General features: G+C 60.7%; 19 protein-coding genes. 12 read left to right on the forward strand and 7 right to left on the reverse strand.

Going from position 1 to position 23,022, the window contains the following annotated elements; genetic code table 11:
• Positions 1-8: 8 nt before the first annotated feature.
• From CFBP4996_RS15485 to CFBP4996_RS15500, 4 genes are all read right to left on the reverse strand, one after another.
• On the reverse strand, positions 9-1,199 hold the full coding sequence (locus CFBP4996_RS15485; RefSeq protein ID WP_080854637.1) for an efflux RND transporter periplasmic adaptor subunit: 1,191 nt from the start codon (positions 1,197-1,199) through the stop codon (positions 9-11).
• Positions 1,200-1,619: 420 nt separating this feature from the next.
• Positions 1,620-3,125 carry a sensor domain-containing diguanylate cyclase gene (locus CFBP4996_RS15490; RefSeq protein WP_080854636.1) on the reverse strand — a complete coding sequence of 502 codons (1,506 nt, stop codon included), beginning with the start codon at positions 3,123-3,125 and terminating at the stop codon, positions 1,620-1,622.
• Between the two features lie 166 nt (positions 3,126-3,291).
• Entirely contained in the window at positions 3,292-4,116 is an 825-nt protein-coding gene (locus tag CFBP4996_RS15495) for a bifunctional allantoicase/(S)-ureidoglycine aminohydrolase (protein WP_080854635.1), read from the reverse strand.
• A gap of 92 nt (positions 4,117-4,208) precedes the next feature.
• Complete coding sequence (locus CFBP4996_RS15500; RefSeq protein ID WP_162936106.1) at positions 4,209-5,255, reverse strand: class I SAM-dependent methyltransferase; 1,047 nt, start codon at positions 5,253-5,255, stop codon at positions 4,209-4,211.
• Between the two features lie 316 nt (positions 5,256-5,571).
• On the opposite strand from CFBP4996_RS15500, the gene CFBP4996_RS15505 reads away from it, so the two are divergent.
• Entirely contained in the window at positions 5,572-7,566 is a 1,995-nt protein-coding gene (locus CFBP4996_RS15505) for a putative bifunctional diguanylate cyclase/phosphodiesterase (RefSeq protein WP_080854634.1), read from the forward strand.
• A 42-nt stretch (positions 7,567-7,608) separates the two neighbouring features.
• Here the strand turns inward: CFBP4996_RS15505 and CFBP4996_RS15510 are convergent, their stop codons facing one another.
• Together CFBP4996_RS15510 and CFBP4996_RS15515 are read right to left on the reverse strand one after the other, a co-directional pair.
• Positions 7,609-8,685, reverse strand: a complete 1,077-nt coding sequence (locus CFBP4996_RS15510; RefSeq protein WP_162936105.1) for an Ldh family oxidoreductase — start codon at positions 8,683-8,685, stop codon at positions 7,609-7,611.
• A 91-nt stretch (positions 8,686-8,776) separates the two neighbouring features.
• Positions 8,777-11,458, reverse strand: a complete 2,682-nt coding sequence (locus tag CFBP4996_RS15515; RefSeq protein ID WP_080854633.1) for a DNA translocase FtsK — start codon at positions 11,456-11,458, stop codon at positions 8,777-8,779.
• A 374-nt stretch (positions 11,459-11,832) separates the two neighbouring features.
• Between CFBP4996_RS15515 and CFBP4996_RS15520 the strand changes: the two genes are divergently transcribed.
• From CFBP4996_RS15520 to CFBP4996_RS15565, 10 genes are all read left to right on the forward strand, one after another.
• A complete protein-coding gene (locus CFBP4996_RS15520; protein WP_080854632.1) occupies positions 11,833-13,443 on the forward strand; it encodes an ABC transporter substrate-binding protein in 1,611 nt (536 codons plus the stop codon).
• A gap of 9 nt (positions 13,444-13,452) precedes the next feature.
• Complete coding sequence (locus CFBP4996_RS15525; RefSeq protein ID WP_080854631.1) at positions 13,453-14,442, forward strand: ABC transporter permease; 990 nt, start codon at positions 13,453-13,455, stop codon at positions 14,440-14,442.
• The gene (locus tag CFBP4996_RS15530; protein WP_080854630.1) at positions 14,439-15,269 is read left to right on the forward strand and encodes an ABC transporter permease; all 831 of its coding nucleotides are present in this window, start codon (positions 14,439-14,441) and stop codon (positions 15,267-15,269) included. Before CFBP4996_RS15525 ends, CFBP4996_RS15530 begins: the two co-directional genes overlap by 4 nt.
• The gene (locus tag CFBP4996_RS15535; RefSeq protein WP_080854629.1) at positions 15,266-16,069 is read left to right on the forward strand and encodes an ABC transporter ATP-binding protein; all 804 of its coding nucleotides are present in this window, start codon (positions 15,266-15,268) and stop codon (positions 16,067-16,069) included. The genes CFBP4996_RS15530 and CFBP4996_RS15535 overlap by 4 nt, the downstream gene beginning before the upstream one ends.
• Positions 16,066-16,845, forward strand: coding sequence for an ABC transporter ATP-binding protein (locus CFBP4996_RS15540; protein WP_080854628.1), 780 nt, complete (start codon positions 16,066-16,068; stop codon positions 16,843-16,845). Before CFBP4996_RS15535 ends, CFBP4996_RS15540 begins: the two co-directional genes overlap by 4 nt.
• 9 nt (positions 16,846-16,854) lie before the next feature.
• Positions 16,855-17,973 (forward strand): pyridoxal-phosphate-dependent aminotransferase family protein, encoded by a 1,119-nt coding sequence (locus tag CFBP4996_RS15545; RefSeq protein ID WP_080854627.1) that lies wholly within the window; start codon positions 16,855-16,857, stop codon positions 17,971-17,973.
• A gap of 158 nt (positions 17,974-18,131) precedes the next feature.
• Entirely contained in the window at positions 18,132-18,326 is a 195-nt protein-coding gene (locus CFBP4996_RS15550; RefSeq protein ID WP_003523745.1) for a hypothetical protein, read from the forward strand.
• A gap of 66 nt (positions 18,327-18,392) precedes the next feature.
• Positions 18,393-18,875, forward strand: a complete 483-nt coding sequence (locus tag CFBP4996_RS15555; protein WP_080854625.1) for a helix-turn-helix domain-containing protein — start codon at positions 18,393-18,395, stop codon at positions 18,873-18,875.
• Positions 18,876-18,889: 14 nt separating this feature from the next.
• Positions 18,890-19,294, forward strand: coding sequence for a VOC family protein (locus CFBP4996_RS15560; protein WP_080854624.1), 405 nt, complete (start codon positions 18,890-18,892; stop codon positions 19,292-19,294).
• 56 nt (positions 19,295-19,350) lie between these two features.
• Positions 19,351-19,560, forward strand: coding sequence for a hypothetical protein (locus CFBP4996_RS15565; protein ID WP_233283594.1), 210 nt, complete (start codon positions 19,351-19,353; stop codon positions 19,558-19,560).
• A 139-nt stretch (positions 19,561-19,699) separates the two neighbouring features.
• Here the strand turns inward: CFBP4996_RS15565 and CFBP4996_RS15570 are convergent, their stop codons facing one another.
• Positions 19,700-21,511 (reverse strand): IlvD/Edd family dehydratase, encoded by a 1,812-nt coding sequence (locus tag CFBP4996_RS15570; protein WP_003523749.1) that lies wholly within the window; start codon positions 21,509-21,511, stop codon positions 19,700-19,702.
• Between the two features lie 522 nt (positions 21,512-22,033).
• Between CFBP4996_RS15570 and ytfQ the strand changes: the two genes are divergently transcribed.
• On the forward strand, positions 22,034-22,993 hold the full coding sequence (ytfQ, locus tag CFBP4996_RS15575) for a galactofuranose ABC transporter, galactofuranose-binding protein YtfQ (protein WP_020809449.1): 960 nt from the start codon (positions 22,034-22,036) through the stop codon (positions 22,991-22,993).
• Positions 22,994-23,022 lie beyond the last annotated feature (29 nt).

A 23,022-nucleotide genomic window follows, 5' to 3' on the forward strand; every position in this document is an offset into this window, starting at 1 on the left:
ATCGGTCCTTATTGCTTTGCAGCCGGAGCCGCGCTCTCGCTGTCAGCGGCGGTTGCGACATCGGCCTCATCGGACCACGGTTCCGGCTTCACTTTCGCGCCCGGAGCGGTCTTCTGGAAACCTTCGGCCACGACGCGGTCGCCGTCCTTCAGGCCCTCGGAAATCACCCAGCGATCGCCGATGGAGCGGCCGACGCTGACGCGACGCTGCTCCACCGTGTCTTCGGCATTGACGACAAGCACGCTCGCCTGGCCGCCGGCATCGCGCTGAACCGCCTGCTGCGGCACCGCGAAGGCCGCCTTCTGGATACCCTGCTGGATCTGCACACGGACATACATGCCCGGCAGTAGATCGCCGTTCGGGTTGGGGAATTCACCGCGCAGCGTCACCTGACCGGTGGTTTCATCCACCGCCGCTTCGGAAAACAGCAGGCGGCCGGGCAGCGGGTAACGGCTGCCGTCATCGAACAGCAGGTTGACTTCGGCTTCGTTCGGGCCGGTCATCAGCTTGCCATCCTGCAGGGCCTTGCGCAGACGGATAAGATCGGCCGCCGGCTGGGTGAAGTCGGCATAGATCGGATCGAGCTGCTGGATCGTCGCCAGATTTTCAGAGCCAGTGGCGCTGACGAGGGCGCCTTCGGTAATACGCGCGCGACCGATGCGGCCGCTGATCGGGGCTTTGACATCGGCATATTGCAGATTGAGCTTCGCTTCCGCGACGCCGGCTTCGGCCACGGCCACCTCGGCATCGGCCTGCGCCAGCTGGGCGATGGCATTGTCGAATTCCTGCTGGGAACCGACGTTGGAACGGCGCAGCTGCTGCTGTCTGTCGGCCGTCTGCCGTGCCTGAAGCTGCGCGGCCTGCGCCCGGCGCAACGTGCCCTCGGCGCTATCGACGCGCACCTGAAACGGCGCGGGATCGATCCGGTAGAGAACATCGCCCTCCTTCACCAGCGAGCCCTGCTCAAACACCCGCTCCACGATGATGCCGGAGACACGGGGGCGCACTTCGGCAAGCCGCGTCGGCGCAATGCGTCCCGGCAATTCGTTGGTGATGGGCAGTTCTTCCTGGCTCACCGTCACGATCTTCACCGCACCGGGCGGCGGCGCGCCGGGCGCGGACGCCTGCTCATCGCTACATCCGACCAAAACGATGCCCGTCAACAACACCGCCGCGATCTGCCCCAATCTCTTCGCCATACTGCGCTCCGAATCCATAAAAAAATGTCACATTTACATACATACTAAGACGTATGTAAAACTTCGGCAATAAAATTGTTGCAACGCAAAAGCCGTCTCACGCGCTTGTGAAGGTGCGTGAGACGGCTTGCGGAGAGCGCTGTAATTGGGAGCGGAGGACTAACTGGCGTCCAAGGCAGGACATATCGCGACGAGCCGGAGGCGACAGCTGGCCGAATGAAGCTTTCCGCTGCTTCCGTCACGTCCAAACCACCGCTGTGCGGTTTAGAGTCCGAGGATAAACATTCTCTCGACGTCATCCTCGGGCCTGTCCCGAGAATCTGCAACCGATTGATTTTATTCGACGTGATTAGATCCTCGGCATGGGGCCGAGGATAACGTCGGGGCTGAGGGAATGCCCCACGACGCTCTCACTCCCCGTTAGGACAGACGCTTCAGCGAGGAGGCTTCCGACTGCGGGTCAAGTTTCGTCGTGTCGTTATTGTCGGCGGATCTGCTGCGCAGGGCCGCATAATAGGCGTTCTTCTGCTCGTACATATTCATATCGGCGCGGCGCACCAGCGATTCCATCGTCTCGCCGGCCTCGCTGGTCGCCACGCCCAGCGACAGGCTGAGCGGCGCGCTGGAATAGAACTGGTTGTTGATCTTCAGCAATTCATAAACGGTCTCGACCATGGCGGCGGCAATCTGCCTGTCGGCGCCGGGAAGAAGGATGGCGAATTCGTCGCCGCCGATGCGCGCAGCATGGTTCGGCGCGGTCACCACGCCGTTCAGCACCTCGCCCACACGTCGCAACAATGCGTCGCCGGCATCGTGTCCCAGCTTGTCATTGGCGTCCTTCAGGCCGTTGAGATCGATGACGATGGCCGAAACCGGCCTGAGCGCGCTGCGCTCCAGCCGGTTCAGCTCGTCCGAATAGAAGGCGCGGTTGTGCAGCTTGGTCAGTACATCGTGCTTGCCGAGATATTCGAGATAGGCTTCCGCCTTCTTGCGCGCGGTAATGTCCGTCAGCGCCACCTGCACCAGCGACCAGTCGCGCTCATGGCCGGGGAAGACGGAAAAATGCAGGAGCACGTGCCGCTCCGAACCGTCAAGCGCGTAATTCACCACCTCGCGATGGTGGGTGAGATTGCCGTTCCAAAGCTCCATCAGCTGTTCCCGGAACGGTTTTTCCATCTCGCCGCGAAAAATATCGCCGAGCCGCTGCAACAGAACCTGCCGATCCGGCGCGCAGAACAGGTCCAGCGTCGCGCGGTTGACGTCGATGACGCGGATTTCGCTCATGCATTGCCGCACGAATTCAGGATGCACATCCATGAACACGCGGAAATCGACGATGCCGCGATCCCTGACCTCCTCGATCAGCCGCCGCACCCGGCTGAAATCCTCCACCCACAGGGAAACGGGCGAATGTTTGAACATGCCTTCGGCGTAACGGCGGTTGAGAAGTTCCTTGCGGCGCGCCTCCTCCCGCTCCGTCACATCCTCGGTGGTCAAAAGCAGCCGCCCGAGGGTTTCTTCATGGCCGGGAATGACCGCGCCGCGCAACTGGATATCCAGCCGCTTGCCGCTGATCGAATAATTGACCGCGTTGCTGGTGAATTCCGTCTTGCCCGCCCAGAGTTCGGAAAGCTCGTTCACATGGCTTTCCAGCATGTCGTCACGAAAAATCCGGTGGAGATTGTCGATGAGATGCGCCTGATCGCGGGCCTCGAACAGTTCCAGCGTCCTGGCGTTGACCTTGATCACGCGGATTTTCTGCGAGCAGGCCGCCACTCTCGATAAATCTTCCAGAAGAAACGCCCGGATATCCTCGACGCCCTGCGATCGCCAGATATCGAACTGGCTTTTCACCTCGCTGAAATCCTCGATCCACATCGCCACGGGGGCAAGATTGAAGACATTGGTATCGATTATCTCATTCATACGGGAGGTCTTCTCAAGGATAGCAGGCGAATGCCGAAACGGTGCGGAACGGCGATAGCCGCCCGCATAACCGGATTTATTAGTGATATTCGATTTAACGCAAGCATTTATCGCGCAAACCGCCGGATTGCGCGATAATTCATGGGTTTTGCGGATATGATGCCCGTTACCAGAGCTTCACGTGCCGGTTCACATCCTTGTAGAGCAGGTAACGGAAGCGGCCCGGTCCACCCGCATAGCAGGCCTGCGGGCAATAGGCGCGCAGCCACATGAAGTCACCCGCCTGCACTTCCACCCAGTCCTCGTTCAGCCGGTAGACGGCCTTGCCTTCCAGCACATAAAGGCCATGTTCCATCACATGGGTTTCCATGAAGGGAATGGTCGCGCCCGGCTCGAAGGTGACGATGTTGAGATGCATGTCGTAACGCACGTCTTCCGGATCGATGAAGCGGGTCGTCGCCCATTTGCCGTCCGTATCCGGCATGGCCGACAAAGCGTGCTCATCCTCATGCGTGAAGATCGCCGGCGGTGGCTCCAGCCCGTCAACCGCCTGAAACGCTTTGCGGACCCAGTGGAACTTGACCGGCGCCTTGCCCGAATTGCGAAGCTGCCAGCGGGAGCCGGCCGGCAGGAAGGCGAAGGAGCCCTCCCGCAACGCATGCTGCACGCCCTCGAATTCCACGGTCATTTCGCCGTCAACGACGAAGATCGCCGCTTCGGCCCGTGCGTCCGGTTCCGGCCGCTCACTGCCGCCGCCCGGCTGCACCTCGACGATATATTGCGCGAAGGTTTCGGAAAAACCCGTCATCGGCCGGGCGATAATCCAAGCCCGGGTGCCGGTCCAGTGCGGCAGCACGCTGGTTACGATATCGGACATGACGGTTTTGGGGATGACCGCATAGGCGGTCTTGAACACCGCCTTGCTCGACAGAAGTTCCGTCTGTCCCGGCAGACCGCCCATATCCGAATAATATCTCTTCATTTCAGCCATTCCATTCTGCAACGCATTCGGCGCGGATTCTTAGGCCCGCGCCGGCGTTTAATCAAATGGTTATTGGCAAGCAGAGACTGGCCCGAAGGATGTCACGCCTTCTTACGCATCGTGGCATAGACGATATTGTGGTTCTCACCGAAGAACACATCCGCCTCGATGCCTGCGGGATCGGCGCTGGCATTGACGATCCGCCACATATCCGCCTTGGAGCGCAACAGCAGCGCCCAGTTCATGAAGGTTTCCATGTAACCGTCGACGACGATGTCCTCCGAGAAATTGGCGAAGAGGAACATGCCGCCGGGTTTCAGCATTTCCATGCAGCGCCGCGTGAGTTTGATCGCCACGCGGTCGTTCAGATAATCGTAGAGACCGGCCGCGTAGATCAGGTCGAAAGTGCCGAGTTCCTGCGTGCGCAGGACGATATCGCGCACGGAACCGTCGATCGCCTCGATGCAGCTGCCGTTGAAATCGCGGGCGACGGAACCGACGCTCAAGGGGTCCTGATCGAGCGCCACCCAGCGCTTGATTTTGCCCTCTTTCAACGCCACGGAGGCATCCGCCTCGCGCAGATGGCCGGAAGCGATGGTGAGGATTTCCGTCTCATTGCCATGCCGGGCCGCGGCCTCATCGACGAACCGCGTCAGCAAATCGCGCCGCTCGCGCACGGCGACCGAGGAACTGGCATCCCTGGTGTAGTCGTAAAGGGCCGCACCGAGCGGCGTGGCATTATTTACCAGTTCGGCAACGCTGTCGTGGCCATAAATGAAATCGAGCAGCTGCGCATCGCCCGAATAACCCCGCGGCTTTTCGAAAGACCAGCGCGTGAACGGGTCCTCCAGAAAATGGACCGAAACGGGGTGATTCTGCACCAGCGGAATCAGTTCAGCCCACACGCTGGAGTGGAGCTTCTCCCGCAGGGCATGCAGTGCACCCGCCGTTCTATGTATTATCTCACGTGCTGAAACACGACTGTCGAATTGCTGCTGTGCCAATTCGAGAATGAGCGCAATCTCTGCTTTCGCAACTGCGAACTGCTCATCGAATGTTTCCGTTCTGCGTGCAAAAATCTCTTTTGCGACAGTATCCGGGGTAATCAGACTTGCCCCATCAAGATTTTTCTTCTTTACCCGCACCACTTCAGCCTCCAGTATTAACGCATTGTTAACTATACGTTTCTGGGAGGCGGAAGGCCACTCGCTTTCGATTTTTGAGCGGTGTAGGGATACATTAGTAGATTAGCGTATTTTTTTGGTCACACTCGTGAGGACGGGAGAAAGCAGATACGCGATTTAGTGAAACTTAATGTTGCGAACGTATGATGCGTTCTTCCTTTCCATGTTCTCCGCACGCATCGGCAGAGATCGACGGGAACCCGCACTGGGTGCGACAGCACACGGAAAAGTGGAATAAGCAGTTACTTAATAAAGTATACGCAACACTATGGGAAAGTGCATGAAGCACACATTGGGAGAGGTGAGTGGACAGCAAGACTATCGGCGGCCGGACTCCCGGTTTTCTGATGAACTCCTTGCCCTTTACCAGCAGGAAGGTGAGCGCAGCCGCCGCGGTTCGATCCGGCGGGGCCTGTGGACCGCTGTCTTCATCTATCTGCTGTTTGCCGTAACCGACATCATTCTGATACCCGACGTCGCTTTTTACACCATTATCGCACGTCTGATTGTTGTCCTGTCATCCCTGCTGACGCTGGAGATTCAGCTAAGCAAGGGCGCCAGCACCACGGCGCTCGATCTCACCTGCGCCACCGCTCTCGTCATGGGCTATATCGGCTGGCTGCTGCCGTCGCTGTTGACCGACAATACCGAAAACATGTCCTATTACATGGTTTTCGGGGCGATCTTCATGATGGGCGCCAATCTGTTTTTCACCTTCCGCTTCCATCTGTCGCTGGTGTCTTCAGGCATCATTCTCGTTACCTATTTTCTGGCGGCAACACAGTTTCCCGAAGACAGCTTCTACAAGTTCGCCTTCGGCACCTTCTACATATCCTGTTTCGTCTTCACTTCTTACGTGAACTGGAACCTGAACCGGGAGCGCTACCACGTCTTCGTCAACGGGCTGGAGGCGAAGGCCCAGCAGAAGGCGGCCGACGAACGTGGCCAGGCGCTGCTGCGGCTTTCCAATACCGACTCCCTGACCGGCCTGCAGAACCGCCGCGCCATCGACCACCATCTGCGCCTGCTGTGGGACAACTGGATCAGGAAGGAAGAGGGCTTTGCCGTTTTCCTGATCGATGTCGACTTCTTCAAGAAATACAACGACCGTTACGGCCACCAGGAAGGCGACAAATGCCTGGTGACGGTGGGCACCGCCCTGCAGGATGCGATCACCGAACACGGCGCCTCCATCGGCCGGTATGGCGGCGAGGAATTCATCGTGCTGGCGCCGTTCAAGTCCAAGCAGCAGGTGGGTGAGCTTGCCGAGACGATCCGCCACACCGTTGAAGAACTGTCGCTTGCGCATGACCAGCGCCGGGATGGCACCTTCATCGTCACCGTCAGCATCGGTGCGTCCTTCACCCGTCCCAATGCGGACGGCAAGCTGGAAAAGATCATCAACGAGGCCGACCGCGCGCTCTATATCGCCAAGGGCAATGGCCGCAACTGCATGAAGCTGTTCGATCCGGACGACCCGCAAACCAGCGACGAGACGGAGAATATTGCCGCCCTGCTGAAAATCGCCGTCGCGGAAGATCTCGTTTCCCTCGTCTATCAGCCTATTCTCAACATTTCGACCAATGAGACCGCAGGGGTCGAAGCGCTGATGCGGCTTCGCCTGCTGGATGGCAATCCAGTCGCACCCGGTATTTTCATTCCGATTGCCGAACGCACCGGCACGATCATGGAACTGGGCCTGTGGACCATCAAGACCGTCTGCAAGCAGATACTGGCCGATGACAAGGTGGCCGTCGTCAGTGTCAACGTATCGCCGATGCAATTGAAAAATCCGGGCTTCGCCACCTCGGTGGCCGCCATTCTCGTGGAGGCGGGAATTGCCGGCAACAGACTTGCCTTCGAAATCACCGAAGGCGTCGACATGGAAATGCATTCGGACGTGCTGCGTTGTCTCAACGACCTGAAAACGCTCGGCATCAATATCTGGCTGGATGATTTCGGAACGGGTTTTGCCGGCCTTTCGTGGCTGCGCATGACGGATTTCGATACCGTCAAGATCGACCGCTCCTTCCTGCACGACAGCAAGACCCCGCGTGGCCGGGCGATGCTGCAGGACATGATCCGCCTCATCCGCAATCGCGGCCACAAGATCCTGATCGAAGGCGTAGAGACCGAGGAACAGTTGAGGCTCGTGCGTCAGATGGAGATCGACTACGCGCAGGGTTATTATATCGGTCGCCCCATCGGCGCCGAAAGGCTGGGCGCGGCGGCAGCGCCCTATCCGCGCCCGAATATGCTGCTACGCCCCGCCTAATCCTGTATGACGGCGGAACGCCGCCGTCAGCTGCGGGCCGCTTTAATGATAAGCGGGCGGGTTGAGCGAGAATTTTGCGGCAAGCTCCGAGAAGGCCGCCCGCGTGACGGGATCGACAGGAGCCCCTTCCCTCTCCCGCCTTGCCGCCACCGCCCACTCCCGGTCACCCGGCGCCATGACCTTGCAGTCTTCCCGCACGGGGGATCCGCGCAGGACTTCGAGATAACGTTTCATGCCCTCGTCGAACACCTCGCGCTCCAGGAAGGCTTCCGGCTTCAGCGCCAGAACGAAGGCCCCAAGCCCGCGCGGCGTGGAAAAATCCGGCCCGCCCATGGGAGCGATATCGAAGCTGAGTTTCATGCCTGTGAGAACAGCGCTGAAAATCTCGACCATTCCCGCAAGTGCCGCACCCTTGAAACCGAACTCGCCGCCGACCGGGGCAAGCATTTCAACGGCATGGGGATCGCGGGTATCGACACCATCACCATCCGAAGCGACACCTTGCGGCAATTGCTGGCCAAGGCTCCGGTAAAGCAGGACACGGTTATAGGGCACCGCGCTGGTGGCCATATCCAGCAGCCAGGGCATGTCATCCGCTGCCGGCACACCGATGGCGATGGGATTGGTGCCGTGGAAACGCATTGCGCCATCGTGCAGGCGAACGAAACTGTCGGAGTTGCAGAAGGTGAGGCCGATATAGCCCTGTCGCGCCGCTTCCAGCGCATAAGCGCCGGCCGGGCCGAAATGCGATGAGTTGCGGATCGCCACCGCGCCAATGCCGAATTTTTCCGCGAGCGCCATGGCGCTGTCCATCGCCGCATAGGTGGCGCGGGCGCCATGGGCGTGGTCGGCGTCGATTGTCTCCACCGCGCCGAAGCCCGAAACGCGGCGAATCTGCGGCCGCCGATTGAGACGCCCGCCTTCGAGCGCGGTAATATAATGGGCAAGCAGGCGGACGCCGTGGCTGTCTACACCGAGCCTTGTGCCGTGCATCATGGCGCGCGTCGCCGCATCGGCCGTTTCGTCATCGGTGCCGGCGGCCAGGAAAACGGTGCGGCAAAACCGCTCCAGCTCATCCAGACTCGCCAGAACGGTGGCTTTTTCATTGCTGTGCGCCATGAGGGAATCCTCCCAATTCCAGAATCCATGCCGCACAAGCTATTCACGGGGCGCGTTTTTGCAATCGAATATCGCGCGCCCGAAGGCTCAATCAGTCTTCCGCTCCCATGGCATCGTAAGAAGAGCGTTCGCCGGCGATGATCGCGCGTTTGCCGACATGGTTGGCAGGCCCGACAATGCCTTCCTGTTCCATTCGCTCGACCAGCGAAGCGGCACGGTTATAACCGACGGACAGGCGGCGCTGAATATAGGAAGTAGAGCACTTCTTGTCGCGCATCACCACCTTGACGGCCTTTTCATAGAGATCGTCGCTATCGTCCTCACCCATGGCGGTCTTGTCGAAAACAGCGGCTTCCTCTTCCACCTCTTCGTCGGTTTCGTCGGCGTCTTCGGTAACGGTGCCGAGATATTCCGGGCGTCCCTGCGTCTTCAGATGCGCGACCACCTTTTCCACTTCCTCATCCGAAACGAAGGGACCGTGGACACGGGCGATGCGGCCGCCGCCCATCATATGCAGCATATCGCCCTGGCCGAGCAGATGTTCCGCGCCCTGTTCGCCAAGGATGGTGCGGCTGTCGATCTTCGAGGTCACCTGGAAGGAGATGCGGGTCGGGAAGTTCGCCTTGATCGTACCGGTGATGACATCGACCGACGGGCGCTGGGTTGCCATGATGAGATGGATGCCGGCGGCACGCGCCATCTGCGCCAGACGCTGGATCGCGCCTTCGATTTCCTTGCCCGCGACCATCATCAGATCGGCCATTTCGTCGACGATGACGACGATATAAGGCATAGCCGTGAGGTCCATTTCCTCCTGCTCGTAGACCGCCTCGCCGGTGGCGCGGTCAAAGCCGCTCTGCACGTTGCAGAACACCGTCTCGCCCTTGGCGCGGGCGGCAGCGGCCCTTGCATTGTAGCCGTCGATATTGCGCACGCCGAGACGCGACATCTTGCGATAACGGTCTTCCATTTCGCGCACGGCCCATTTCAGCGCCATGACCGCCTTTTTCGGATCAGTGACTACAGGCGTCAACAGATGCGGAATACCGTCATAAACGGAAAGCTCGAGCATCTTGGGATCGACCATGATGAGACGGCACTCTTCCGGCTTCAGGCGATAGAGCAGCGACAGGATCATGGTGTTGATGGCGACCGACTTGCCGGAACCGGTGGTGCCGGCGACCAGCAGATGCGGCATCTTCGCCAGTTCGGCGATGACAGGCTCGCCGCCGATGGTCTTCCCGAGGCAAAGCGCAAGCTTCTGGCGGGTCTCGGCGTAGTCTGTCGCTTCAATCAGTTCCCGCAGATAAACCGTCTCGCGCACCGGGTTCGGCAGTTCGATGCCGATGACATTGCGGCCGGGCACGACGGCGACGCGTGCCGAGAGCGCCGACATGGAGCGGGCGATATCGTCCGAGAGACCGATGACGCGCGAGGACTTGACGCCGGGAGCCGGTTCGAACTCATACAGCGTGACGACGGGGCCCGGACGAACGTCGATGATCTCGCCCTTGATGCCGAAATCCTCCAGCACGCTTTCGAGAAGCCCGGCGCTCTGCTCCAGCGCTTCCGGCGTCATGGTCGTGGTCTGCTGGACGCGGGCCTCCTGCAGAAGATCGATGGAAGGGTATTCATATTCCCCCTCGGCGAAGACAGGCGCTTCGCGGAACATCGGCTGCGAGGCCTGGATGGGCGCGCGCGGCGTGAAGCGCGGCTCGGCCGCAATTCTCTCAACCGGCTGAACCTGCTCCACAGGTCTCGGCGTCTCGACAACCATCGGCGCTTCCGCGACGGGCGGCGGCGCGACTTCCTGTTCAGCGACCGGAAGGGCGGCAGGAACGACGGACTGACGCACGCCGATCTCGCGGTAAAGCCGGATTGCGGAACCGCCCGGCACGGTGACGACAGGAGGTTCCGACGAAAGCACGATCGCAGCGGCTGCCGGCGACACGACGGCGACCGGCGCGACTATCGCTGGCGCCGTGACGACCGAATTTGCAAGAACGGCGCGCGTGGACGCAGAAACGCCCTCACTGGCGCCGCCCGGCAGATCGAGCGTCATCACTTCCCAGAAAAGCTCATCCGGCAGATGGGCGGCGAAAGCAGGAATGACGGCCTGAGCGGCCTCGACGGATTGCGGGTGAACCGACGGGGATACCTGCGGCACAGGCGCTTCCACGGCTACGGAGATACCCTCCTGAACCGGCATTTGCGCAGCGGCTGCCGCCTCTTCCGCCTGCTTGCGGGCAAGCTCCAGCCGCAATTTGTAAGTCAGCGCTCTGGCTCCCCGGGCCTCCGGCGGCTGCGGCAGAAACGGCATGCGCGGCGGCGGCACGCGCTGCTCCGCCGGCTTCACGACGGGTTGGGAGACAGGAGCAACCTCCTCCTGCACAGCCTGCTGCTGCGCCAACGCTTCCTGCTCCACCGTTTCAAGTGGAGCGGCAGCCGGGATTTCTTCTTCCGGAATATTGGGTGTCTCGACCGGCATACGCCGGGTAAAGGCGCTTTCCGGCGTACGGGTGAAACGCACATTCGGGCCAAGCACGAAAGCATTCTGCCAGCCGGGCATCTCGGCGCGGCCTTCGATGGCGTCGGCTGCGCTGACATCGGCATTCGGCCGGGGTGCCGCGCCCGCCTTCATTCCCGCCGTCTGCTGACCGGCAACCGACTGGCCGCCGGCATGACGAGCCTTCTCGCTCCCCTCCCCTACGCTATTGGACGAATTCTGGAATCTGGATCGGGAGAAACTCATGGCAGCGTGCACACTCATCATAAACGTACATATTTCGGTCTCCCTGAAATAGAAAATAAAGGTTAATTACCCCTTTCCAAACGGGGCCGCCGCGGCAGATTTTCGCTCCGCCCACAGGCGCAACGGGGCACACACGGCCGAAGCACCGGCGTCCCAACCACCTAATTTCATTGCGTTAAATCAATTTTCCGGAACATCGCCGCCGGCAGGGCCGCAGCAGGAGAAAAGCGCATTGCCGCCGGAAAGCATATTGTTTCCGCAAAGGCCCACGCAACGTAAAATCATTGCTGTAAAGCCCGCGAATTAACGTGGACACTGCCGAGGTTGCAGTCTTAAGATCGGCCGCCGCGGACCAAGTGGAAAGGCCCGCCCAGCCCTCATTTCCGGAGTGAATCATGTCGCCTGTCCACCTGTCCCGCCGCTCGCTTCTCAAGACGTCACTCCTTCTTGCCGCAACCACGGGTTTGGCGGGCATCGCCGCCGCGCAGCAGGCGGCACCCGGCGGAAGGCTGATCGTCGCGGCCGATTCGGAGCCGAAGAACCTCAACCCGGCGATCGTCGCCTCAAACGGCGTGTTTTATATCGCCAGCAAGATCGTCGAGCCGCTGGCCGAAGCCTCATTCGATGGCAAGGACGGGCTCACGCCGCGGCTTGCGACCGAATGGCAGGGATCGGATGACGGGCTCAGCGCCACTTTCAAGCTGCGCGAAGGCGTCTCCTGGCACGACGGCAAGCCGTTTACCTCGGCGGATGTGGCCTTTTCGGCGCTCTCCATCTGGAAGCCGTTGCAGAATCTCGGACGGCTGGTCTTCGCCAATCTCGAGAAGGTGGATACGCCGGATGAACACACGGCGATCTTCCGCTTCTCCAAGCCCACGCCCTTCCAGCTCATCCGCAACGCGCTGCCGGTCGTTACCAGCGTCGTGCCGAAACATCTTTATGAAGGCACCGATATCGTCACCAACCCGGCCAATACCAAGCCGGTCGGCACCGGGCCTTTCGTCTTTGCCGAATACAAGCCCGGCGAATATTATCGCCTGACCCGCAATCCCAATTACTGGGGCAAGGACGAACCGCAGCTCGAAGAGATCATCTACCGCGTCCTGCCGGACCGGGCCGGTGCGGCCTCCGCGCTCGAAGCAGAGGAAATCCAGCTCGCCGCCTTCTCCGCCGTACCTCTGGCCGATCTCGACCGCATCTCAAAGGTGGCGGGCATCAAGGTCATTGCCGATGGCTACGAGGCGCTTACCTATCAGCTGGTGGTCGAAATCAACCATCGCCGCAAGGAACTGGCCGATCTCAAGGTCAGAAAGGCCATCGCCCACGCCATCGACAAAAAATTCGTCATCGACAAGGTCTTCCTCGGTTACGCCACGGCATCCACAGGACCGGTGCCGAAGAACGCCCCTGAATTCTACACCGACGATGTCGAGACCTATGATTTCAATGTGGCCAAGGCCAATGCCCTGCTGGACGAGGCGGGTTATTCGCGCGGCCCGAACGGAACACGTTTCTCGCTGAAACTTCTGCCGGCGCCCTATTTCAACGAAACCAGGCAGTTCGGCTCCTATCTTCGTCAGGCGTTGCAGGAAATCGGCATCGATGCCGAGTTGGTCAACAATGATTCAGCCGCTCACCAGAAGGCGGTCTACACCGATCATGCCTTCGATCTCGCCATCGCGCCGCCGGTCTTCCGCGGCGACCCGGCAATTTCCACCACCATTCTCGTGCGTTCCGGCATCCCGGCGGGCGTCGGCTTCTCCAACCAGGGCGGTTACGAGAACAAGACGCTGGACGAATTGATCGACAAGGCGGCGATAACGGTCGATACCGCCGCACGCACGGCGCTTTACAAGGATTTCCAGAAGCGGGTCGCCGCCGATTTGCCGCTGATCAACGTTGCCGAATGGGGCTTCATCACGGTAGCGCGCGATACCGTCAAACATGTCGCCAGCAATCCCCGCTGGGCCGTTTCCAACTGGGCGGATACGGCGGTCGATACGTAAGGACGCATCGTGAAGCGTGCAGTAACATTGCTGAAGCGAAGGGCAGTCAGCGCCATTCCGGTGCTGCTGATCGTTCTCATCTTCACTTTCGTACTGCTTGAAAATGCATCCGGAGACGCGGTGGACGCCTATCTCGTCTCCATCGGCGGCGGCGATGCCGGGCTCAGGGATGTGTTGCGCGAGCAATACGGCCTGAACGGTTCGGTGCTGGCCCGTTTCTGGCTCTATGCCAGCTCGGTGCTGCGGCTCGATCTCGGCTGGTCGCTTGCCTTCGACCGGCCGGTGCTGGGGCTGATCCTCGAGCGGCTGCCGAACACGCTTCTCCTGATGGGCAGCGCCACCGCATTCGCCTTTATCCTCGGCACCGGGCTTGGCATCGTGGCCGGTGCGCGTCCCGGTGGGCTGGCGGACCGCGTGCTTTCAACGCTTTCGCTGGCGCTTTACGCCACGCCCGGCTTCTGGCTCGGCCTCGTGCTCGCAATCGTCTTTGCCGTTCAACTCAAATGGCTGCCCACCTCAGGCATCGAAACCATCGCCTCGGGCAAGCAGGGATTTGCAAGGGCGCTCGATATTGCCCGCCATCTCGTGCTGCCGGTCGCCAGTCTCGGCCTCATTTATCTCGCGCTTTTCCTGCGCGTCATGCGCACTGCCATGGCGGCGGTCTGGCCGCTGGATTTCGTGCTTTTTGCTCAATCCAAGGGGCTTTCCAAACGGCGGATCGTGCTGCGCCATGTCGCGCGCAATGCCGCTCTTCCGCTTATCACCGTGCTTGGCCTGCAGGCTGCGACCATGTTGGGCGGCAGCGTGGTGATCGAAAGCGTCTTCGCGATTCCCGGTTTCGGCCGGCTGGCGCAGGAGGCGGTCAGCGGTCGCGACACGCCGCTTTTGATGGGCATTATTCTGACAAGCGCCGTCTTCGTCATCCTCGTCAATCTCGCCGTCGATATTGTCTATGCCGTTCTCGATCCGCGCATCGGCAGCGGGGAGCGACAGGCATGAGTTTCGCTCTCCGGCTGCTGCGCAGTTTCGAAGGCGCCACGGGCACCATCATTCTGGTGCTGCTTGCCGTGGCGGCGCTTGCCGCCTCCCTCCTCTTTCCGGGCGACCCGCTGGCCATTGTCGGCGAGCCGCTGATCGCACCCTTTACGGATGCCGCCCTGCCGCTGGGCACCGACCGGCTCGGCCGCAACGTGCTGGCCGAGCTTGCCCATGGCGCGCAGGCCTCCCTGCTCGTCGGCATGGGCGCCGCCGCCGCCGCGCTGGTGATCGGCACCGTCATCGGCACCATCGCCGGTTTTGCGGGCGGTCTCGTGGATGAAGCATTGATGCGCGTCACCGACGCTTTCCAGATTGTGCCGAATTTCCTGCTCGCGCTCGCCTTCGTCAGCACCATCGGCCCTTCCATGCCCATCGTCATTCTCGCCATTGCGCTCGGCGCATGGGCGGATCCCGCGCGGCTGATGCGGGCGCAGGTGTTGAGCATCCGCGAGCGCGACTACGTGCAATCCGCCCGCGCCATCGGCATGCATCCGCTGGAAATCGCCTTCCGGCAGATTTTACCGAATGCCCTGCCGCCGGTCATGGCGCTCGCCGCCATCATCGTCGCGGCCGCCATTCTCACCGAAGCGGCACTGTCCTTCCTCGGGCTCGGCGATCCCAATATCGTCACCTGGGGTTCGATGATCGCCGAAGGACGCAACGTCCTGCGCTCGGCCGCGTTTTTGTCCGTCATCCCCGGCATCGGCCTTCTGGTCACGGTTCTCGGCGTTTATCTTCTCGGCGAAGGCATCAACAGGGCGATGGCGACGAGGAGGCAAGCGCCATGAGCGGAAATGCGCTGTGCCGGATCGACGATCTCAGCGTTTTTTATGCGGCAGGCGATGCACCGGCCTTGCAGAATGTTTCGCTGACGATTCGGCAGGGGCAGAGGCTGGCGATCATCGGCGAAAGCGGTTCGGGAAAATCCACGCTTGGCAGAGCCATAGCCGGGCTTCTTCCCGGCAATGCACGGGTTTCCGGCGATATTTCCTGGAGCCGCGATAGCGGCCTCTTTCACGGCAGGCCGCAGCCGGGGCGCGATATCGGCACGATCTTTCAGGATACCGGCGCGACACTCAACCCGGTTCTCACCATCGGAGAACAGGTGGCGGAAGGCGCCGTGCGGCATCTCGGCCTGTCATGGAGGCAAGCGCGCGATCTTGCCCGCGATCTTCTGGACCGGGTGCGGCTGCCCCATCCTTCCCATCTGCTCACCGCCTATCCGCACCAGCTTTCCGGCGGCCAGAGGCAGCGCGTGGCGATTGCCGCCGTCATTGCCGCCAGTCCTTCGATCCTGATTGCCGACGAGGCCACGAGCGCGCTCGATACGGTCAGTCAGGCCGCCATCGCCACGCTGCTGGACGATCTGGTACGGCAGGAAAACAAAACGCTGGTGTTCATCACCCATGATATCGGCCTTGCCTCCAGCCTTGCCGACGAGATCGCGGTTCTGCGCGCGGGGCTGCTGGTGGAACACGGCCCGACGCGGCGGGTGCTTTCCGCACCCGCCCATAACTATACGCGTGCGCTGCTTGCCGATTATCTCGATCTCTCCACTCCGCCGCTCATCGGCGAGGCCGCGTCATGAACGAAGCCCTTCTGAGTGTCGACGGACTGTCGAAAACCTATCGCACCGGCGCAAGAACGGTGGCGGCGCTTTCCGACATCTCCTTTTCGCTTCAGCCCGGCGAGACCCTGGGGCTTGCCGGTCCCTCCGGCTGCGGGAAATCGACGCTGGCGCGCATTCTGATGCGACTGATCCCGGCCGACGAAGGCACGATCCATTTCAAAGGCCGTGACTGGCTGGCGCTTGACGACGGCAAACTTCGCGCCGCCCGCCGGCATATGCAGATGGTGTTTCAGGATACGCATGGCGCGTTCAATCCACGCGCCAGCGTCGAGGATGCCATCGGCGAACCGTTGCGCATCCATCGCATGGTCAAAAGACGCGAGCGTGCGGCGGAAATACGCCGCCTTCTCGAGCGCGTGGGCCTGCCCGCCAGCTATGCCGGCCGCTCGGTCTTCGAGCTTTCCGGCGGTCAAAGGCAGCGTGTCGCGATTGCACGCGCCATTGCGCTCAAACCGTCGCTTCTCATTCTGGACGAAGCCGTATCCGCGCTCGATGTTTCGGTTCGCCGACAAATCCTCGAACTGCTGGTGGAAATACAGCGGGAGACGGCCGTTTCCTGTATTTTCGTTTCTCATGATCTCGCGGTCATCCGGGCCGTCTGCCACCGCGTCGCCATCATGGAAGCGGGGCGGATCGTTGAAATCGGCAGGACGGGAAATATCGTCTCGGCGCCGCAATCCTCGACCGCCAGAACCCTGATCGACGCCGCACCGCGCCTGACCATTGCCACGTAAGGAAAAGACATGCCCGTTCCGGATTATGCATTGCTGCTCGACCCGCCCGCTTTTCCCGCGGAGCGTTACGCGATTCTGGCTGACCGGCTGGCAGCCTTGATGGGCACGGGGAACGACGTCCTTCTCATGCAGGCGGAAGCCGTGCTGGCGCTTGAGGCGGCGGCGACGAGCCTTGCCCGACCGGGTCTTAGAGCGCTCAACATCGTCACCAGCCCCTATGGCGCATGGTTCGGCGGCTGGCTCGCGAGAGGCGGCGCGACGGTGCGCAACCTGACCGCCAGCCCGGCAAAGCCGGTCACGCTGGAGGAGGTGGAACGGGCGCTGGACGAGGGCCAGGGCTTCGATCTTCTCGCCATCGTCCATGCGGAATCGGCGAGCGGCATTCTCAACCCCCTGCCCGCCATTGCCGCGCTCGCTCGGAAAAAGGGCATCGTAACCCTTGTCGATGCCGTCGCCTCCATCGGCGGCCATGCCTTCGAGGTCGACCGGCTGGGCATCGATATCGCCGTCATCGGCCCGCAAAAGGCGCTGGCCGGCCCGGCCGGGGTTTCCGCCATTTCCGTCAGCGAAAAAGCGTGGGAGCTACTTTCCCATGGTGGTGCGCCGGAAAACTCCATGCTCTCGCTTATGGACCAGAAGAAATTCTGGCTCGATGCCGGCCGCAGCGTGCTGCCCGGAACGCCCGCTCCGCTGGAATTCTATGCGCTGGAGGCCGCCCTCGACAGGATAGAGGCGGAAGGTTTGGCATCCGCCAATGAACGCCACGAAAGGGCGGCGGCGGCCACCCGGAACGGCATCAGGGCGCTCGGTATCCCGACCTGGGTGGAAGAGGCACACGCCTCCGCCCTCGTTTCCACGGCGATCCTGCCGGATACCGTGGAAGCCGGAGCGTTCCTCGCCGCTGCATCCCAAAAGCAGGGCGCGGATCTTTCCGCCGGTGTCGGCCCCGGCGCGGAACGGTTGATAAGGCTCAATCACACCGGTCGGAGGGCACATCCGGAGGCGGTAAAAGCCAATATCGCGGCCTTCTCCAGCGCCCTGAAGAGCCTCGGCCATGCCGCAGATACCGATTCCGCACTGGAAGCGACTGAAAAAGCCTATTCTGACGCCCCTGCGAACGGCGTTTAACGCCGTTAATAAACGTTCATTGCGCCAAATCCGGCAGCGTTGGAATGTCAGTCACGACATTGTTGTTAAAAATGGTAGACAAATTCCTCAGCCAATCTTGACGAAATCATGGCAACGCGCGAAACTTAACGCTACGTTAACTCGCGTGAAGAAGGGAAATGGCCATGGTAGCAGGGTTCAACATGCTCTCCTTTGACCTCTTTGGCATCGGCCGAAGGATGCCCGTCGTCAATGAGCGGGTGGAGACCGAGTTTCAGGACAAAACACCGCGCAGACCCGATGACGAGTCGCACGACGACGACCGCGATCAGGAATATGAACTGTTCTTCTGGTCGCTTTACCCGGTGATCTGAGCCACTCACAGCGGCTTGCAGCCATGAACCTTGCCAAGGACCGCCGGTTCATACAATGATTGCCGCATGCGCCGGCCCGAAAAGAACTCTGCGAACAGAGACTTGCAACTGTTGCGCCGCCTTCTGCGGGCCAAGGATCATATGGACGCGGCACCCCATGAGGCGTGGCCTGTTTCACGCCTTGCAAGCGTCAGCGGCGCCTCGCAGGCGCACTTCGCGAGATCGTTTCGCGATGCTTTCGGCATACCTCCTCACCGTTATCTGCTGACCCGCCGGGTGGAGCGCGCCGTGGCGCTGTTGCGTGACACGGACCTTCCGATCATCGAGATCGCGCTGCAAACGGGCTGGAACAGCATCGGCACGTTCGGCCGTGTTTTCCGCGACGTGACGGGGGAAAACCCGAGTGAATTGCGGCGCAGGATGCGGCTTTTGCCTGCCGACCTTGAGCAGGTTCCCCATTGCTTCGTCAGCGCCGCACATCGTCCCCATCTCACAATCGCAGTTTCGGAGAAGCGCCGGCGAACGGAAAGCGGTAGGCACGGTGAGTGAAAGGGAGATAGCTCATGAAAAATGGTGTTCAACTTGTCGGGCTTTATGTTCACGACCAGGACGAAGCGTTGCAATTTTATGTCGAAAAAGTCGGATTTCGTCTGCATACGGACGCACGTAACGGCGATTATCGCTGGTTGACCGTGCAGCACCCGGACCAGCCGGATTTCCAGCTGGGTCTGTTTCGGCCGCAGGCCCCGACCGTTGATGAAGCGACGGCGCAGGACCTGAACGAAGCCGTGGCCAAAGGCGCCATGCCGCCGCTGGTTCTGGTGGTCGAGGATTGCCAGAAAGCCTTTGACGCCATGCACAAACGCGGCGTCGAATTCACCCAGGAACCGATCACCCGCTACGGCTCGGTGGATGCGAGCTTCCGCGATCCTTCCGGCAATGGCTGGAAGCTCGTTCAGGCCCGCTGAAGCGCCGATGTGTCACATTCCATCATGGATGCTTTTTCTTGGGGGCGATTTTGATCTTGCGAAACTGGATAAGGCAGGGCCATCGGTGGCTGGGCATTCTGCTGACCATTACCATTCTGGCGAACTTCGCTTCGATGGCCTTCGGCCCGACACCACCGATGATCGTCTTTGCTCCGCTGCTGCCGCTGACTTTGCTTGTTTTCAGCGGGCTTTACATGTTCTTCCTGCCATATCTGGGAAAGCCGCCAGCCCCATCGGAGAAGTAGGCAGGTAAGCAATGATGCTATCGCGCTCTTCGGCCGCCCGCACGGTTTACGCGGTTGCGAAGCACGGTATTCAAAATGTTTCGGCCCCGGGTTTTACCCCGGGGCTGATTAAAAAGCGCTCGGTCGAAACTACCTAACCTTAGTGGTTGTCGCGCGGCAGGCCCTTGGTCTGGGCAATACGCTGATACTTCACGGCCGGCTCCAGAACCGCGCCGGTTTCCATCTGGCTGACAATACCGCGCTGGATTTCCTGCCATGGCGTCTGGTGATCGGGGAACTTGTAACCGCCCTCGGCGGAAAGCGCTTCGTAACGCTTGGCCAGTTCCTCGCCGGAAATCAGGATATCCGCCTTGCCGCGGCCCACATCGATGCGGACGCGGTCGCCCGTCTGCAGGATGGCGAGACCGCCGCCGGCCGCCGCTTCGGGCGAAGCGTTGAGGATGGACGGGCTGCCCGACGTGCCGGACTGGCGGCCATCGCCGATGCAGGGCAGCGAATTGACACCTTCCTTCAAAAGATAATCCGGCGCGCGCATGTTCACCACTTCCGCGGCACCCGGATAACCGATGGGGCCTGCGCCGCGCATGAAGAGTATGGTGTTGGCGTCGATCTTCAGCGACGGATCGTCGATGCGGTGATGGTAGTCCTCCGGACCGTCGAACACCACGGCGCGGCCTTCGAAGGCCTCCGGGTCGTTCGGGTTGGAGAGGTAACGGTTGCGGAACTCTTCCGAGATCACGCTGGTCTTCATGATGGCGGAGGAGAACAGGTTACCGCGCAGAACGCGGAAGCCGGCGCGCTCCTTGAGCGGCTGTTCATAGGGACGGATGACCTTCTCGTCTTCGATGATGGCGCCACGGCAGTTTTCGCCGATGGTCTTGCCGTTGACGGTCATGGCGTCTTCCATGATCAGTCCCTGGTTCATCAGCTGGTTGACGACGGCAGGAACGCCGCCGGCATGGTAATAATCCTCGCCGAGATATTCGCCGGCCGGCTGCAGGTTGACGAGCAGCGGCACATCTTCGCCATAGGTCTGCCAGTCATCCACCGTCAACTCGACGCCGACGTGACGTGCGAGGCCGTTCAGATGGATCGGCGCATTGGTGGAACCGCCGATGGCCGAATTGACGCGGATGGCGTTGATGAAGGCATCCTTGGTCATGATATCGGAAGGCTTCAGGTCTTCCTTGACCATTTCGACGATGCGCAGGCCGGTAAGGTAGGAGACTTCCTGACGGTCGCGGTAAGGCGCCGGAATGGCGGCGGAGCCCGGAAGCTGCATGCCGAGCGCTTCAGCCAGCGAGTTCATGGTCGTTGCCGTGCCCATGGTGTTGCAGTAACCGGTGGAGGGAGCCGAAGAGGCGACGAGCTTGACGAAGCCCTGATAATCGATCTCGCCCTTCGCCAGCAGTTCGCGCGCCTTCCAGACGATGGTGCCGGAACCGGTGCGTTCGCCACGGAACCAGCCGTTCAGCATGGGGCCGACGGAAAGGGCGATGGCCGGAATGTTGACGGTGGCCGCCGCCATAAGACAGGCAGGCGTGGTCTTGTCGCAGCCGATGGTGAGGACAACGCCGTCGAGCGGGTAACCGTAAAGCACTTCCACGAGGCCGAGATAGGCAAGGTTACGGTCGAGACCAGCGGTCGGGCGCTTGCCGGTTTCCTGGATCGGATGCACCGGAAATTCGATGGCGATGCCGCCCGCTTCACGGATGCCTTCACGCAGGCGGTTCGCCAGTTCCAGATGGTGGCGGTTGCAGGGCGAAAGGTCCGAACCGGTCTGCGCAATGCCGATGATCGGGCGGTCGGACTGAAGCTCGGCCTGGCTCAGACCGAAGTTCATGTAACGCTCGAGATAAAGCGCGGTCATATCCGCGTTGGCGGGATTGTCGAACCACGCGCGCGAGCGAAGCTTGCCTTGGGTTGCAGGCAGATTGTCGGATTTGGTCATTATGCAGGTCTCCAGCCGGAAGTGGCCAACGGTAAAATATTACGAAATGCGACAAGCTTATGTTGTGCGCAAGGAAAATGGAATCAGCTTTCGGAGATCACGCATAACCGACAGAGCAGCCCCAGACGAGTGATTTGGAGCTGTTCTTCGGCTTTAACCGAATATTTTTCGGCATTTACGATGATACCGGTGTCGCGCAACGGCCTCTTCCTCCCTGCCTTGCCGGAATGCGGCTGGCCCGATGGCCCGGCACTCCGCCTCAGTCTGATCTCTTTATTTGTATTACTATTAGATGCCGCCATTCACTGTCAAGCCACATCACGGGCCATTTTCGGCCTGTTCAGACAGGGAAAGAATGCAGTTAATTTCTACACAAACCATTGATTCATTGTATTTTATGACAAAATTTCGTCGCAGCTCGTGAAAGCCAAATTGCGAAAAGGCTAAAAAACCACTTTTCAAGAGTATTACTATATGCTCATAGTGTCGCCGTCACGCTGACATCATCTCTGGGAGGATAAGATGAGAAAAGCTCTTGCGGCATTCACTGTCGCCGTTTCCGCATGCCTTGCATCCAGTGTTTCCGCACAATCGCTTACCGTCGGCTTCTCGCAGATCGGTTCGGAATCCGGCTGGCGCGCGGCTGAAACAACCGTCACCAAGCAGCAGGCGGAGAAGCGCGGCGTCACGCTGAAATTCGCCGACGCGCAGCAAAAGCAGGAAAATCAGATCAAGGCCGTTCGCGGCTTCATCGCGCAGGGCGTCGATGCGATCCTGATCGCTCCGGTCGTCGCAACCGGCTGGGACGCCGTGCTGAAGGAAGCCAAGGAAGAAAAAATCCCTGTCATCCTGCTCGACCGCCAGATCGAGGCTTCGGACGATCTTTACCTCACCGCCGTAACCTCCGATCAGGTTCATGAAGGCAAGGTTGCCGGCGACTGGCTGGTCAAGGATGTCGGCTCCAAGGACTGCAAGGTCGTGGAATTGCAGGGCACAACCGGCTCTTCGCCCGCCATCAACCGCAAGAAGGGCTTCGAAGAGGCGATTGCCTCGCACAAGAACATCAAGATCGCGCGCTCGCAAACTGGTGACTTCACTCGCACCAAGGGCAAGGAAGTGATGGAAAGCTTCATCAAGGCCGAAGGCGGCGGCAAGGATATCTGTGCTGTCTACGCTCATAATGACGACATGGCCGTCGGCGCGATCCAGGCGATCAAGGAAGCCGGCCTGAAACCCGGAACCGACATCAAGGTCGTTTCCATCGATGCCGTGCCTGATATCTTCAAGGCCATGGCGGCCGGCGAAGCCAACGCCACCGTCGAACTGACGCCTGACATGGCCGGCCCCGCCTTCGACGCGCTCGAAGCCTATCTGAAGGACAAGAAGGCCCCGCCGAAGTGGATTCAGACCGAATCCAAGCTCTATACGGCGTCCGACGACCCGATGAAGGTCTACGAGGCGAAGAAGGGTCTGGGTTACTGATACCCCATTCTTCGGAAGGAGCGGCGCGT

This window comes from Agrobacterium leguminum, assembly GCF_005144435.2.
GTDB classification, from domain to species: domain Bacteria; phylum Pseudomonadota; class Alphaproteobacteria; order Rhizobiales; family Rhizobiaceae; genus Agrobacterium; species Agrobacterium leguminum.

Bases quoted from the DNA above. Each gene is read 5' to 3' on its own strand.
- CFBP4996_RS15550 (WP_003523745.1), top strand. From the start codon at position 18,132: ATGGCCATGGTAGCAGGGTTCAACATGCTCTCCTTTGACCTCTTTGGC.
- CFBP4996_RS15515 (WP_080854633.1), bottom strand. From the start codon at position 11,458: ATGATGAGTGTGCACGCTGCCATGAGTTTCTCCCGATCCAGATTCCAG.
- CFBP4996_RS15560 (WP_080854624.1), top strand. From the start codon at position 18,890: ATGAAAAATGGTGTTCAACTTGTCGGGCTTTATGTTCACGACCAGGAC.
- CFBP4996_RS15540 (WP_080854628.1), top strand. From the start codon at position 16,066: ATGAACGAAGCCCTTCTGAGTGTCGACGGACTGTCGAAAACCTATCGC.
- CFBP4996_RS15530 (WP_080854630.1), top strand. From the start codon at position 14,439: ATGAGTTTCGCTCTCCGGCTGCTGCGCAGTTTCGAAGGCGCCACGGGC.
- CFBP4996_RS15505 (WP_080854634.1), top strand. From the start codon at position 5,572: ATGAAGCACACATTGGGAGAGGTGAGTGGACAGCAAGACTATCGGCGG.
- CFBP4996_RS15545 (WP_080854627.1), top strand. From the start codon at position 16,855: ATGCCCGTTCCGGATTATGCATTGCTGCTCGACCCGCCCGCTTTTCCC.
- CFBP4996_RS15495 (WP_080854635.1), bottom strand. From the start codon at position 4,116: ATGGCTGAAATGAAGAGATATTATTCGGATATGGGCGGTCTGCCGGGA.
- CFBP4996_RS15570 (WP_003523749.1), bottom strand. From the start codon at position 21,511: ATGACCAAATCCGACAATCTGCCTGCAACCCAAGGCAAGCTTCGCTCG.
- CFBP4996_RS15555 (WP_080854625.1), top strand. From the start codon at position 18,393: ATGCGCCGGCCCGAAAAGAACTCTGCGAACAGAGACTTGCAACTGTTG.
- CFBP4996_RS15535 (WP_080854629.1), top strand. From the start codon at position 15,266: ATGAGCGGAAATGCGCTGTGCCGGATCGACGATCTCAGCGTTTTTTAT.
- CFBP4996_RS15485 (WP_080854637.1), bottom strand. From the start codon at position 1,199: ATGGCGAAGAGATTGGGGCAGATCGCGGCGGTGTTGTTGACGGGCATC.
- CFBP4996_RS15520 (WP_080854632.1), top strand. From the start codon at position 11,833: ATGTCGCCTGTCCACCTGTCCCGCCGCTCGCTTCTCAAGACGTCACTC.
- CFBP4996_RS15510 (WP_162936105.1), bottom strand. From the start codon at position 8,685: ATGGCGCACAGCAATGAAAAAGCCACCGTTCTGGCGAGTCTGGATGAG.
- CFBP4996_RS15490 (WP_080854636.1), bottom strand. From the start codon at position 3,125: ATGAATGAGATAATCGATACCAATGTCTTCAATCTTGCCCCCGTGGCG.
- ytfQ (WP_020809449.1), top strand. From the start codon at position 22,034: ATGAGAAAAGCTCTTGCGGCATTCACTGTCGCCGTTTCCGCATGCCTT.